This window comes from Streptomyces sp. NPDC030991, from assembly GCF_055571235.1.
Map to the genome: position 1 here is coordinate 1 of NZ_JBVIFR010000041.1, position 13,943 is coordinate 13,943.

Below are 13,943 nucleotides of genomic sequence, written 5' to 3' on the forward strand. Positions count from 1 at the left end.
CAAACGCGACTACATCTTCAACGGCACCCTCACCGTCGCAGCGATCGCCATCTGGCTCCGCGACACCGTCCAAGAGCCATCAGAAACGACCTAGTCCTGATGCAGGAACCGGAGCCGGAATTCGTACCGATCCCTGGTGTGTGCTTCATCCGGAAGCCGGACGACACGCTGCGCTGCACACGGCTGGAGGGTCACGGCGGGGACCACGCGAACTTCTACACCGGCCATACGAACAGTGCGGGCATCCGACCCGGAACTCTTTGGGCACCCCGGCCGGGCGAGACGCAAGCCGACTGAGACCCCGCCGCCGAGCTACCCCGTCCGGCGGCGGGTACGGCGGTCGCTCGGGGCCTGCACCCCGGGCGGCCGCTGAAGACTCCCGCCGCCGGCCTGGTCATGCCGGAGGGGTGAAACACCGGCCCGTGCTGCACCGCGGGCCGTGCCCGGCTCGGTACCTCGGCCAGGACCCGAGCCGGAAAGGGGCGGCCCCCGGGGTCGCCTCGCAGACCCCCGCACCCCGGACCTCGGATGCGGGCGGGCGGCGGCGCGACGGCGGAAGGAACGCCGCCGCCCACTTCACACGAGGTCGCGGAGTAGGACGCCGAGCGCGTCGGCGATGGATCAGCGTGTCGATGCCGGCAGCTGCGTGGCCCGGCTCGTCGAGTGAAGCACCATGTCCAATGTCGCCGAAGCCGGCATACCCCGTAAAGCCGGCCGGCACATCGAACCGCCCCTCAGGACGAAGCCCGGATCACCAGCTCGGTCGGCAGCACCACATGACGTTCCGCACCGCGCCGCGCCGAGGAGCGCTTGCCGTCGGCGGCCAGGGCGATCTCGTCGAGGAGCAGCTGCGTCATCGCGCGGCCCATGTCGCGGGTGGGCTGGCGCACGCTCGTCAGGCCCGGCTCCATGTGGCGGGCGATCACCGAGTCGTCGAAGCCGACCAGGGCGACATCGCCCGGGATGCGGCGGCCGGCCTCGCGCAGCACCTGGCGGGCGCCGGACGCCATCAGGTCGGAGCAGGCGAAGACCGCGTCGAGGCCGGGGCTGCGCTCCAGGAGTTCGGCCATGCAGCGGCGGCCGCCCTCCTCGGTGAAGTCGCCGTACGCCACCAGCTTCTCGTCGTACGCGATACCGTCCGCGGCCAGCTGGGCCTCGTACCCGGCGAGGCGGCGCTGGGCCCCGTACACGTCGAGCGGTCCCGTGATGATGGCGACGGAGCGGCGGCCGCGGGAGGTCAGGTGTCCGACGGCCGAGCGGGCGCCCGCGAAGTTGTCGGTGTCGACCGAGGGCAGCGGTTCGTCGGCGGAGCGGGGGCCGCTGATCACGGTCGGGATGTCCATCTGGAGCAGGCGGTCCGCGAGGGGGTCGTCGGCGTGCACGGAGACGAGGAGAACGCCGTCGACGCGGTGGGCGGCGAGGTACGCGGCGAGGCGGTCCTGCTCGCGCTCACCGCGGGCGAAGGTCAACAGAAGCTGAAGGTTCGACTCGGCCAGCGCCACGCCGACGCCGCCGACCATGCCGGAGAAGTACGGCTCCGAGAAGAACCGGGACTCGGCCTCCGGAACCACCACGGCGATGGAGTCCGTGCGGTTGGCCGCGAGGGCGCGGGCCGCCGTGTTCGGGACGTAGCCGAGCTCCTCGACCGCCTCCTCGACCGCGGCGCGGGTGCGGTCGCTGACCCGCGGCGACCCGTTGATCACCCGGGAGACCGTGCCCCGGCCCACGCCTGCCCGGGCCGCGACCTCCTCAAGAGTGGGACGCCTGCTGTGAGTGCCGCGAGCCGCCATGACTCCTACCTCCCATGTGTCACGCGGAATCTAACAGCCCGATAACCGCGGCAAGTTGTCGCTGCCGAGTCTCTTGACACCCCCGGGCCGAGCGACGACCCTTCAACACATCACACATGGGAGCGCTCCCACCGTAGTGGACGCATACAGAAGCCGCACGTTTCCCGCCCGAGCCGCACGCGAACGAACGGGCCCAGCACAGCAGTTGGCCGGGATTTGGCACGTTAGAGCAATTGAGCACTTGGAGGACGCAATGCGCACTGCCCGTACGTCCCGACGCGCGATGACCTTCGCGGTCGTCGCCGCCCTGGCCACAGGGCTGCTTGCCGGATGCGCGAGCGATGACGACGGCGGTTCCGACGACGCCTCGGGCGGGGGCGCCGGCGGCAACGGCGCCACCACTCTGACGGTCGGCACCTTCGGCACCTTCGGTTACAAGCAGGCCGGCCTGTACGACGAGTACATGAAGCTGCACCCGGACATCACCATCAAGGAGAACGTCACCACCCGCACCGACGTCTACTGGCCGAAGACGCTGACCCGTCTGCAGGCCGGGTCGGGTACCGACGACATCCAGGCCATCGAGATCGGGAACATCTCGGAGGCCGTGCAGACCCAGGCCGACAAGTTCATCGACATCGGCAAGGAAGTCGACAAGTCCAAGTGGCTGGACTTCAAGAACGCCCAGTCCACCACCAAGGACGGCAAGACCATCGCGCTGGGCACGGACATCGGCCCGATGGCGCTCTGCTACCGCAAGGACCTCTTCGAGAAGGCCGGTCTGCCCACCGACCGCGACGAACTGGGCAAGCTGTGGAAGGGCGACTGGAGCAAGTACGTCGACCTCGGCAAGCAGTACATGAAGAAGGCGCCCAGCGGCACCAAGTTCGTGGACTCCGCCGCCTCCGTCTACAACGCGGCGATCAGCAGCGAGACCACCCAGTACTACGACAAGGACGGCAACGTCGTCTGGGACAAGTCGGCGGGCGTCAAGCGGGCCTGGAACGACGCGATGACGGCGGCGACCTCCGACATGTCGGCGAAGCTGAAGCAGTTCGACAAGCCGTGGGACCAGGGCTACTCCAACGGCACGTTCGCCACGGTGGCCTGCCCGCCGTGGATGATCGGCTACATCCAGGAGAAGTCCGGTGAGGCCGGCAAGGGCAAGTGGGACGTGGCGCCCGCGCCCGTGGCCGGCAACTGGGGCGGCTCCTTCATCGGTGTGCCGAAGGCGAGCAAGCACCAGAAGGAGGCCATCGCCCTGGCCAAGTGGCTGACCGACCCCGCGCAGCAGGACAAGGTCTTCGCCAAGCAGGCCAGCTTCCCGTCCCGCACCGACGCGTACGGCGACCTGAAGATGTCGGCCGAGACCACCGCCTACTTCTCGAACGCGCCGATGACGCAGATCTTCACCGACGCGGCGAAGACCATCCCGACGGCGTACCACGGCGTCAAGGACCAGCCGATCCTCACCGCGATCACCGACACCGGCATCCTCCAGGTGGAGCAGAAGGGCAAGTCGCCCGCGCAGGGCTGGGACGCGGCCACCAAGGAAGTCAAGGACGTGCTCGGCCAGTGACCAGCTCCGACCAGGCTCTCGCGAAGTCCGCGAGCGCCGACGCCGCGCCCGGCTCCAAGGAGCCGGGCGCGGCGCGGGGCGCTCAAGGTCGCGGTACCCCGCCGGGCCCCTCCTCCTGGCGCAGCCGGCTGTACCGCTGGGACATGAAGGCGTCGCCGTACGCGTTCATCTCCCCCTTCTTCATCATCTTCGGCGCCTTCTCACTGGTGCCGCTGCTGTACACCGCCTGGTACTCCCTGCACCACGTGCAGTTGTCGTCCCTCGACAGCCAGACCTGGGCGGGCCTGGACAACTACACGAACCTCTTCCAGTCGGACTTCTTCTGGAACGCCCTGAAGAACACGTTCTCCATCGGCGTCCTGTCGACGGTGCCGCAGCTGGTCGTGGCGATCTGGCTCGCGCACATGCTCAACTACCGGCTGCGCGGCTCGACCGTGTGGCGCGTCATCATGCTCACCCCGTACGCCACCTCGGTGGCGGCGGCGACACTCGTCTTCGTCCTGCTGTTCTCCCCCGAGAACGGAATGATCAACTGGGCGCTCGACCTGGTCGGCATCGACCCGGTCAACTGGCGTGAGTCGGACTGGGGTTCGCAGTTCGCGGTCTCCTCCATCGTGATCTGGCGGTGGACCGGGTACAACGCGCTGATCTATCTCGCCGCGATGCAGGCCATCCCGGCCGACCTGTACGAGTCGGCGGCGCTGGACGGCGCGAACCGCTGGCAGCAGTTCCGGCACGTGACCATTCCGATGCTGCGCCCGACGATCCTGTTCACCGTGGTCGTCTCGACCATCGGCGCGACCCAACTCTTCGGCGAGCCCCTGCTGTTCGGCGGAGTCAGCGGCACCAAGGGCGGGTCCGAGCACCAGTACCAGACGCTCGGCCTGTACATGTACGACCAGGGCTGGATCGTCGGCAACCTCGGCAAGGCGTCCGCGATCGCCTGGTCGATGTTCCTGATCCTGTTGATCATCGCCGCGATCAACCTGCTGGTCACCCGACGGCTGAGGAAATCCCAATGACCACCATCAGCGATGTGACACCGCCCGCGCCGGTGGCGAAGGACGGCGCGGCCGGCCCTCCCACGCGCCGGCGGATCCTGGGCGCGGGCAAGCAGTTGCACGCGGGGCCCATCACCTATGTGGCCCTGATCCTGTTCGCCGTGATCTCGCTCGCCCCGCTGCTGTGGACGGCGATCGCGGCCTCCCGCAGCAACACCCGGCTCGCGCAGACGCCCCCGCCGTTCTGGTTCGGCGGCAATCTGTTCAAGAACCTGGACACCGCCTGGACCCAGGCCGGCATGGGCACCGCCATGTGGAACTCGATCCTCGTGGCGAGCGCCATCACCGTCGGCACCGTGCTGTTCTCCACGCTCGCCGGGTTCGCCTTCGCCAAGCTGCGGTTCCGGTTCTCGACCACGCTGCTCCTCATGACCATCGGCACCATGATGGTCCCGCCCCAACTGGCTGTCGTCCCTCTGTACTTGTGGATGTCGGACCTGGGCTGGGCCAACCAGTTGCAGACGGTCATCCTGCCGACGCTGGTGAGCGCCTTCGGTACGTTCTTCATGCGGCAGTACCTGGTGCAGGCGCTGCCGAGCGAGCTGATCGAGGCGGCGCGCGTCGACGGCGCGAGCAGTCTGCGCGTGGTCTGGCACGTCGTCTTCCCCGCGGCACGCCCCGCGATGGCCGTGCTCGGACTGCTGACCTTCGTCATGGCCTGGAACGACTTCCTGTGGCCGATCATCGCCCTGAACCAGGAGAACCCGACGGTCCAGGTCGCCCTCAACGCGCTGGGCACCGGTTACATCCCCGACGACTCGGTGATCATGGCGGGGGCGCTGCTCGGTACGTTGCCGCTGCTCATCGCGTTCCTGCTGTTCGGCAAGCAGATCGTCGGCGGCATCATGCAGGGTGCGGTCAAGGGGTAGCCGGCTGGTTCTGCGCGGGGCTGCTGCGGATCGCCGCCGTGGGTTCCTTCGTTTTGTCGCCGGGTGCGGGGCGTCGCCGCGGGTTCTCTCGCTTCGTCGCCGGGTGCGGGCCCGGTGGGGCTTCTCGCGCAGTTCCCCGCGCCCCTGGAGCGTGCGGCTGCGCCGCCGCCCCATGTGAGGGCGCACGAAGTGCGCCTCTCAGGGGCGCGGGGAACTGCGCGCTCAGCCCCCGCCGACCCGCGGCCGCGCACCCACCGCACCCCCTCCCCCTTAGGCGCACCGCCGCGCCCCGCACCCCCAAACCCCTTCGGCGCACCGCCGCGCCCTCGTCCCTCCACCACCCCATGGGAGCGCTCCTATGACCACCACTGACAACACCGGCCCCGCTGCCACCACTGCCACCGCCACCGCCACCGCCGCCCCCGCGATCACCCGGTTCCCGGCCGGGTTCCTCTGGGGGTCGGCCACCGCCGCGTACCAGATCGAGGGCGCTGTGCGGGAGGACGGGCGGACGCCCTCGATCTGGGACACCTTCAGCCACACCCCGGGGAAGGTGGCCAACGGCGACACCGGTGACATCGCCGTGGACCACTACCACCGGTGGCGCGACGACGTGCGCCTCATGGCGGACCTGGGCCTGACCGCGTACCGCTTCTCCGTGGCGTGGCCGCGCGTGCAGCCCACCGGGCGCGGCCCGGCCGTGCAGCGCGGGCTCGACTTCTACCGCAACCTCGTCGACGAGCTGCTCGCGCACGGGATCAAGCCGATGGCGACCCTCTACCACTGGGACCTGCCCCAGGAGCTGGAGAGCGCCGGTGGCTGGCCCGAGCGCGAGACCGCGTACCGGTTCGCGGAGTACGCCGGGATCGTCGGCGAGGCGCTCGGGGACCGCGTCGAGAGCTGGGTGACCCTCAACGAGCCCTGGTGCAGCGCCTTCCTGGGGTACGCGTCGGGGGTGCACGCCCCGGGCCGTACCGACCCCGCTGCCGCGCTGCGCGCCGCGCACCACCTCAACCTGGGCCACGGGCTCGCCACTTCGGCGCTGCACGCCGTGCTCCCGGCCCGCGCGCAGATCGGCATCAGCCTCAACCCGAGCGTGGTGCGGGCGCTCACCGACGCCCCCGCCGACCTGGACGCCAAGCGCCGGATCGACGCGCTCGCCAACCGCGTCTTCACCGGGCCGCTGCTCAAGGGCGCCTACCCCGAGGACCTGATCGCCGACACCGCGCGCCTGACGGACTGGTCGTTCGTGCGGGACGGCGACACCGACGCCATCCACCAGCCTCTCGACTTCCTCGGCATGAACTACTACACGCCCGCGGTCGTCTCCGGTCCCCGCACCGACCAGGACGGCCCCAGGCTGGACGGCCACGGCGCCAGCGACCACTCCCCCTGGCCGGCCGCCGACGACGTGCTCTTCCACCACGCGCCCGGTGAGGTCACCGCGATGAACTGGCCGGTCGACCCGACCGGCCTCACCGACCTCCTCCTCGACTACACCGCGCAGGCTCCGGGCGTCCCGCTGTACGTGACGGAGAACGGCGCCGCCTACGACGACGCGGTCGACGCCGAGGGCCACGTCCACGACCCCGACCGCGTCCGCTACCTCCACGCGCACCTCGGCGCCGTCCACGAGGCGATCGACCGGGGCGCCGACGTCCGCGGCTACTTCCTCTGGTCGCTGCTGGACAACTTCGAGTGGGCGTACGGGTACGGCAAGCGGTTCGGCGCCGTCTACGTCGACTACGAGACGCAGGCCCGCATCCCGAAGTCGAGCGCCACCTGGTACGCGCAGGTCGCCCGCAGCGGGGGGCTGCCCACAGGCCAGTAGCCGCTCGCGGGGCCGGTACGTCACATGGCGAGGTGACGTACCGGCCCGTATTTTTTCGGCTATGCCACCTTTTGATGCTATTGAGATGGTCTGAGGCGCCATGGGCGTACTCAAGGACCACCCGGAGCTCGTCCTGTTCGTGAGCCTCGCGCTCGGCTACCTCGTCGGAAAGCTGCGCGTGGGGCCCCTGACGCTGGGCGGCATCTGCGGGACGCTGATCGTCTCCCTGCTCCTGGGCGCCTGGACCAAGGCCCAGGTCTCCGACGACGTGAAGACGGTCTTCTTCGCGCTGTTCATCTTCGCCCTCGGCTACATGGCCGGGCCGCAGTTCTTCCGCAACCTCAACAAGAAGAGCCTGCGCTTCTTCGCGCTGTGCGGCATCGAACTGGTCTGTGTCATCGGCATCGCCCTCACCCTCGCCAAGTGGTTCGACCTGGACGTCGGCACCGCCTCCGGCATCCTGGCGGGCGCGGCGACCGAGTCCGCCGTCGTCGGCACGGCCACCGAGTCCATCGGCAAGCTGTCGGGGCTGACCGCCCAGCAGATCAGCGAGTACCAGGGCAACGTCGCCACCGCGTACACCGTCTGCTACCTCTTCGGCCTCATCACGATCGTGCTGTACTCGAGCCAGATCATGCCGATGATGATGCGGATCAACCTGCGGGACGCGGCGCGCGAGCTGTGGGAGCGCACCCGCAGCAGCGGCAGCCTTGAGTCGGACGAGCGGCCCGCGCTGCCCGGCATGGTGGGCCGTACCTTCCTGGTCACGACCGCCGACGGGCGGACCGTCGGCGATCTGGAGTCCGGCCTCGACGACCGGGTCACGATCGAGTCCGTCAAGCGCGGCAGCAAGGTCCTGACCCCCGCCCCCGGCCTCGCCCTCACCCTCTCCGACCTGGTGCTCGTCGTAGGCCGGCGGGCGCAGACCATCGAGGCGGGGCGGCTCATCGGCCCCGAGACGCCGGGCGTGCCCGGGCTCGACTCACCGCTCGCCAGCCGCCAGGTGTCGGTCACCCGCAAGTCCGACGACGGCAAGACCATCGACCAGATCCAGCGGGAGAACCCCGAGTTCCTCAAGGACGGCGTCTACGTCACCGACGTCACGCGCGCCGACACGGACCTGCCCGCCACCGGCGACACGGTCGTGCACCGCGGCGACGTCCTCACCCTGGTGGGCGCCCGCTCGGGCCTGGGGAAACTGGTCGAGAAGCTCGGCTCGGTCGTCAAGAACGACTCCACCGACTTCATCTACCTGGGGCTCGGCATCGCCGCCGGTTCCCTGCTCGGGCAGGTCGTCGTCAAGTTCGGCTCCATCCCGATGTCGCTCGGCACCGGCGGCGGCTGCCTGATCTCGGGGCTCCTCTTCGGCTGGTTCCGCTCGCGCAGCCAGACGTTCGGCGCGTTCCCGCCGCAGGCCGCCTCGACCATCAAGGACATGGGCCTGGCGGTCTTCATCGCCTGCACGGGCCTGGTGTCGGGGCCGCAGGCCTGGCCGCTGCTCAAGGAGTACGGGGCGCTGCTGCCGTTCGCCGGGATCGCGATGGTGCTGATCCCCGCCAGCCTCTCGCTGTTCGTCGGGCGCAAGCTCCTCAAGATCGAGCCGCCGCTGCTGATCGGCGCCATCGCGGGCCAGCAGTGCTCGACCCCGGCGATCACCGCCGTCACCCAGGTGGCGCAGTCGTCGGTGCCGATGCTCGGCTACACGATCACCTACGCCCTCTCCAACTTCCTGCTCCCCCTGACGGGCCCGGTACTCGTCGGCATCCTCGGTTCCTGAGAGAGGCCCGGACGTGATCGACTTCCTCAACCGGAACATCTTCCAGCCCCACCCCGAGCTGCTGGTCTTCATCACCGTCGCGCTCGGCTTCCTCCTCGGGAAGATCCGCTACAAGGCCATCGCGCTCGGCGCCGTCACCGGCTGCCTGGTCGCCGGGCTGCTGCTCGGCGCCCAGTTCAAGGTCACGGTCGACGGAACCGTGAAGAACCTGTTCTTCACGATGTTCCTGTTCGCCCTCGGTTACAAGGTCGGCCCGCAGTTCTTCCGCGGCCTGAAGAAAGACGGCCTGCCGCAGGTCGTCAACGCGGTCGTCGTCTGCGTCACCGGCCTGCTGGTCTGCTGGGGCTTCGCGGCCCTGCTCGGCTACGGGCCGGGGCTGAGCGCCGGTCTCCTCGGCGGCGCCCTGACCCAGTCCGCCGTGATCGGTGTCGCCCAGGACGCCATCGGCAACCTGCCGGGCCTGTCCGCCGGGGCCGCCAAGAACGAGGCGAACCTCGTCGCGATCGGCTACGCGGTGACGTACCCCCTCGGTACGATCCTCTGCGCGATGCTCCTGGCGAACGTCCTGCCGAAGCTGTACCGCAAGGACCTCGCCGCCGAATCGGCTGCGCTGGCCGAGGAGTTGGACGCCCCCGAGGACGACCCCGATCTCCACGAGGGCTACTACGAGGTCGTGCTGCGCGCCTACACCATCCAGCGTCCGGACGTCGTCGGCCGCACCATCGACGACTTCGAGCGGCAGCAACAGCAGCTGGGCCACCGCATCTACCTCACGCGGGTCCGCCGTGACGGCCGGATCCTCGACCACGACCAGCGGACGGTGCTGCGCGAGGGCGACGTCGTCGCGCTGAGCGCGCTGCGCGGTTCGCTGGTCGACTACGACGCCCGGACGCACATCGGCGCGGAGACCGACGACGTCGAACTGCTCGGCTACCGGACGGAGACGCTGCACGTGGTCGCCGCCGAGAAGGCCCAACTCGGCCGCAGCATCGGCGAGTTGCGCAGGGAGCCGTTCATGGTCGGTGTCTTCGTCGACAGGATCTACCGCTCCGGTGCCGAGTTCCCGTACCGCCTCTCCACCACGGTCGAGCGCGGCGACACCCTGGTCCTGACCGGCCCCAAGCGGCTGGTGGACCCGGCGGGCAAGGCCCTCGGCAAGCCCGTGCCGACCTCCTTCGCGACCGACATGATCTGGGTCGGCCTCGGCATCTTCCTCGGCGGCTGCATCGGCATCCCCGCCCTCACCGCGGGCGGCGTGCCGATCTCGCTGTCCACGTCCGGCGGCGCGCTCATCATGGGCCTGGTCTTCGGCTGGATCCGCGGCAAGTACCCGACGTTCGGCAACGTGCCGCCCGGCGCCCAGTGGTTCATGGACACGCTCGGGCTCTGCCTCTTCGTCGCGGTCGTCGGCATCGACGCGGGTCCCAGCTTCACCTCCGGCCTGTCGACGGCCGGCTGGGGGCTGCTGCTCTTCGGCGCGGTGGCCACCGTGCTCCCGCTGATCGTCGGCTTCCTGGTCGGCCACCACATCCAGAAGATCCGTTTCCCGATCCTGATGGGTGTCCTGGCGGGCGGCCAGACCACGACCGCCGCGATCGGCGCGATCAACGAGTCGTCCCGGTCCCAGGTCCCGACCCTCGGCTACACGATCCCGTACGCCGTCGGGAACGTCCTGCTGACCATCTGGGGAGCCGTGATCGTCCTGCTCCACCACTAGGGCCTGTCCGACAATCCCCGCCTGCCCCGCAAGCGTTCAAGGACGTAAGGAAGACCATGCCGAAGACGACCCTCAGCCGCGAGCAGATCCGGCAGTACGCGCAGCTCTCCCCGTTCGAGCTGAAGAACATCTTCATCGACCTCGCCAAGGAGGCGCAGGCCGACCAGCCCGGGCAGAAGGGCAAGTCGAGCGTCCAGATGCTCAACGCGGGCCGCGGCAACCCGAACTGGACGGCGACCGGGCCGCGCGAGGCGTTCTACGCGCTCGGCTACTTCGCGCTGTCCGAGTCGCGCCGGGTGTGGACGGCCGACAACCTCGGCGGCATGCCGGAGCTCGTCGGCTCGGGCGAGCGCTTCGACACGTTCGTGCGCCGCCACCCCGACCTGCCCGGCATCGAACTGCTGCGGGACTGCGTGGAGCTGGCGGTGCGGCGGTTCGGTTTCGGCAAGGACGACTTCGTGCACGAGCTGACCGACAGCTCCGTCGGCGACAACTACCCGGTGCCCGACCGCATCCTGCCGCACACGCAGGAGATCGTCCGGGGGTACGTCGACGACGAGATGTTCGACAAGCAGCCGCCGCCCGGTGACTTCTCGTACTTCGCGACCGAGGGCGGCACCGCCGCCATGTGCTACATCTTCGACTCGCTCATGAAGAACGGCATCCTGCGCAAGGGCGACAAGATCGCCCTGATGGTGCCGGTCTTCACGCCGTACATCGAGATCCCCGAGCTGGACACGTACGAGTTCGACGTGACGTACGTGGAGGCCAGCCTGTTCGCCGAGGCGGGCGTACGCGAATGGCGCTATCCGACGGAGGAGGTCGCCAAGCTGGAGGACCCGGAGATCAAGCTGGTCTGCCTGGTCAACCCCTCCAACCCGCCGTCGCTCGCGCTGTCGCGGCGGGTCACCGACCAGATCAAGGACATCGTCGCGACGAAGAACCCGAACCTGCTCATCGTCACCGACGACGTGTACGGCACGTTCGTGGAGGGCTTCCGGTCGATCGCCGCCGACCTGCCGCGCAACACGCTGCTCGTGTACTCGTACTCGAAGCACTACGGCTGCACGGGCTGGCGGCTCGGGGTGATCGGGCTGCACGACGACAACGTGATCGACGAGCGGATCGCGGCGCTGCCGCAGGCCGAGCGTGAGCGGCTGGACAAGCGGTACGGGACGCTCACCCTGGAGCCGCGCAAGCTCAGGTTCATCGACCGGCTGGTCGCCGACTCCCGGCAGGTGGCCCTCAACCACACGGCCGGGCTCTCGCTCCCCCAGCAGGTCATGCTGAGCCTGTTCTCCCTCTTCGACATGCTCGACGAGGGCCAGGCGTACAAGGAACGGATCCGCGCGATCGTCCGGGGCCGCCTCGAACTCCTGCTGGAGGGCGCCCAGATGAAGATCGCCGACGATCCGCAGCGGGCCGGCTACTACATTGAGCTGGACCTGATGGCACAGGCCCAGCTGGAGCACGGCCCGGACTTCGCGGCGTTCCTGGAGGCGAACTACGAGCCGATCGACCCGCTGTTCCGTCTCGCCCGCCAGACCGGTGTGGTCCTCCTCAACGGCGGCGGCTTCGAGGGCCCCCAGTGGTCCGTGCGCGTCTCCCTCGCCAACCTCGACGACCTGGACTACCTGAAGATCGGCCACCACCTGCGGGCCATCTTCAACGACTACGCGCAGGAGTGGCAGGCGTCGAAGGGCTGACAGGGACGGCCCCGGCCGGGTGGGGGCTCGCTCCGCGGAGCGCCGGCCGGGGCCGTGACCCCCGTTCTCGCAGTGGCTACTTGAACGCGGCGAACGCCTTCTGGAACGCGTTCGCCGACTGCTCGACCGAACTGCAGGTCGGCTGCGCCGAGTTGGCGGCGCCGCCCTCGCACTCCTTGTCGCGGGTCGCCGACCACATCGAGAGGCCGCCCAGGCCCTTCTCCTTGGCGAAGGAGACGAGCTGCGTGGCGTCGTCGACCGTGAAGACCTCAGACGAGACGTCGTTGACGCCGATCATCGGGGTGATCGCGACGGCCTGCCAGGCGGCCGCGTCGGAGAGGCCGAGCGCGCTCTTGAGCTGCGCCTGGGTGGCGGTCGCGGCCTGCTCGGCGTAGGTGCCCATGTCGCCGCTGTACGAGGCGCCGTAGTCCATCGCCATGATGTTGACGAGGTCGGTGGTCACGCCGTTGGCCTTGGCGTTCTTCAGGAAGTTCACGCCGTCCGAGGTGAGGCCCTCGGGCATCACCGGGAGCGTGAAGGAGACGTTCAGGCCGGGGTTGTTCTTCTGGAGCGTCGCGATGGCCGTGGCCCGCTCGGTGTTGGCGGCCGTATCCGGCAGGGCGCCGCCCTCGATGTCGAAGTCGACCTTGGTGAGCTCGAACCGGTCGATGACCTGCTGGTACGCCGCCGCCAGGTCGCCCGCGGAGGAGCAGGCCAGCGCCAGCTCGGTGCCGGAGGCGCCACCGAAGGAGACGCGGACATCGCCGCCCGCGGCCCGCAGGTCACCGATCTGCGCGGCGACCTCGTCGCTGCCGAGGTCGCTCACGCCGCCCCACTTCGGGGTGCAGTCGCCACCGGAGGTGAGGAAGGCGAGGTTGTACTCCTTGACGCCGGTGGCCTTGGAGGAGGCGACCAGGTCGAACTTCGGGTACAGCGACGTGTCGACGTACGGGGCGAAACCGGCGGCCGCCTTCGTGCCCGCGCCGGTGCCGGCGGAGGAGGACCCCGACGGGCTCGCCGTCGCCGTCCCGCCCGGGCCTGCCGTCGTGCTCGGCTCGGCCGTGGCGGTCGCGGAGGCCGTCGTGCCCGGCGTGGGCGTCGCCGTCCGCGTCGGGCGGCCGCTCGGCTCCGGGGTCGCGCCGTCGTCGACCGAACAGGTGGCGTCGTTGATGAGACAGCCGGTCGGGTCGGCGTCACCGGAGACGACGAAGCCCACGGTCACGGACTTGCCCGCGGCGATGCCCGCCTTGTCCCAGGAGGCGGGGCGCACGGTCACGTGCGAGCCGGAGACCTTCGAGTCGGCGTTCCACAACGAGCTGAGCTCGGCTCCGGCCGGCAGGTCGAACTCCAGCGTCCAGTCGGACTGGGCCCGGTCCGTGTCGTTCTCGATGACGTACTGGCCGGTGTAGCCGCCGGACCAGCTGCTGGTCTTGGTGTACGCGGCGCCGACGGAGGCGGCCGACGCGCTGGAGGCGAAGACGAACGCGCCGCCGCCCACGACGGCCGCCGCGACGATGCCGCCTATCGCCTTGTTCCTGCCGCTGACCCTGCGCCGGTGGGTGCTGCTCATCGCGTGCCTGCCTTAGCTGTACGGGGGTGTTGGGGGTGCGGCA

At 69.7% G+C, this 13,943-nt stretch carries 9 protein-coding genes; 7 read left to right on the forward strand and 2 right to left on the reverse strand.

All coding sequences use genetic code 11. The features are described from left to right. Positions 1 to 734: 734 nt before the first annotated feature. Positions 735 to 1,790, reverse strand: a complete 1,056-nt coding sequence (locus ACZ45E_RS38645; protein ID WP_468230888.1) for a LacI family DNA-binding transcriptional regulator — start codon at positions 1,788 to 1,790, stop codon at positions 735 to 737. 253 nt (positions 1,791 to 2,043) lie between these two features. Here ACZ45E_RS38645 and ACZ45E_RS38650 point away from each other — a divergent pair, with 253 nt between their 5' ends. The 7 genes from ACZ45E_RS38650 to ACZ45E_RS38680 all read left to right on the forward strand — a co-directional run bounded on the left by ACZ45E_RS38650 (position 2,044) and on the right by ACZ45E_RS38680 (position 12,330). Continuing rightward, positions 2,044 to 3,369 carry an ABC transporter substrate-binding protein gene (locus tag ACZ45E_RS38650; RefSeq protein WP_468230891.1) on the forward strand — a complete coding sequence of 442 codons (1,326 nt, stop codon included), beginning with the start codon at positions 2,044 to 2,046 and terminating at the stop codon, positions 3,367 to 3,369. Next, the gene (locus tag ACZ45E_RS38655; RefSeq protein WP_468230893.1) at positions 3,366 to 4,391 is read left to right on the forward strand and encodes a carbohydrate ABC transporter permease; all 1,026 of its coding nucleotides are present in this window, start codon (positions 3,366 to 3,368) and stop codon (positions 4,389 to 4,391) included. Before ACZ45E_RS38650 ends, ACZ45E_RS38655 begins: the two co-directional genes overlap by 4 nt. After that, positions 4,388 to 5,299 carry a carbohydrate ABC transporter permease gene (locus ACZ45E_RS38660; protein WP_468230895.1) on the forward strand — a complete coding sequence of 304 codons (912 nt, stop codon included), beginning with the start codon at positions 4,388 to 4,390 and terminating at the stop codon, positions 5,297 to 5,299. Before ACZ45E_RS38655 ends, ACZ45E_RS38660 begins: the two co-directional genes overlap by 4 nt. 358 nt (positions 5,300 to 5,657) lie before the next feature. Next, on the forward strand, positions 5,658 to 7,130 hold the full coding sequence (locus ACZ45E_RS38665) for a GH1 family beta-glucosidase (protein WP_468230898.1): 1,473 nt from the start codon (positions 5,658 to 5,660) through the stop codon (positions 7,128 to 7,130). Between the two features lie 100 nt (positions 7,131 to 7,230). Continuing rightward, positions 7,231 to 8,907: an aspartate-alanine antiporter gene (aspT, locus tag ACZ45E_RS38670; RefSeq protein WP_468230901.1), complete on the forward strand. Its 1,677-nt coding sequence runs from the start codon at positions 7,231 to 7,233 to the stop codon at positions 8,905 to 8,907. 13 nt (positions 8,908 to 8,920) lie between these two features. Further along, positions 8,921 to 10,624 carry an aspartate-alanine antiporter gene (gene aspT, locus ACZ45E_RS38675; protein WP_468230903.1) on the forward strand — a complete coding sequence of 568 codons (1,704 nt, stop codon included), beginning with the start codon at positions 8,921 to 8,923 and terminating at the stop codon, positions 10,622 to 10,624. A 56-nt stretch (positions 10,625 to 10,680) separates the two neighbouring features. Further along, positions 10,681 to 12,330: a bifunctional aspartate transaminase/aspartate 4-decarboxylase gene (locus ACZ45E_RS38680; RefSeq protein WP_468230906.1), complete on the forward strand. Its 1,650-nt coding sequence runs from the start codon at positions 10,681 to 10,683 to the stop codon at positions 12,328 to 12,330. A gap of 76 nt (positions 12,331 to 12,406) precedes the next feature. Here ACZ45E_RS38680 and ACZ45E_RS38685 read toward each other — a convergent pair whose 3' ends face one another. Further along, a complete protein-coding gene (locus ACZ45E_RS38685; RefSeq protein ID WP_468230908.1) occupies positions 12,407 to 13,900 on the reverse strand; it encodes a glycoside hydrolase family 18 protein in 1,494 nt (497 codons plus the stop codon). Positions 13,901 to 13,943 lie beyond the last annotated feature (43 nt).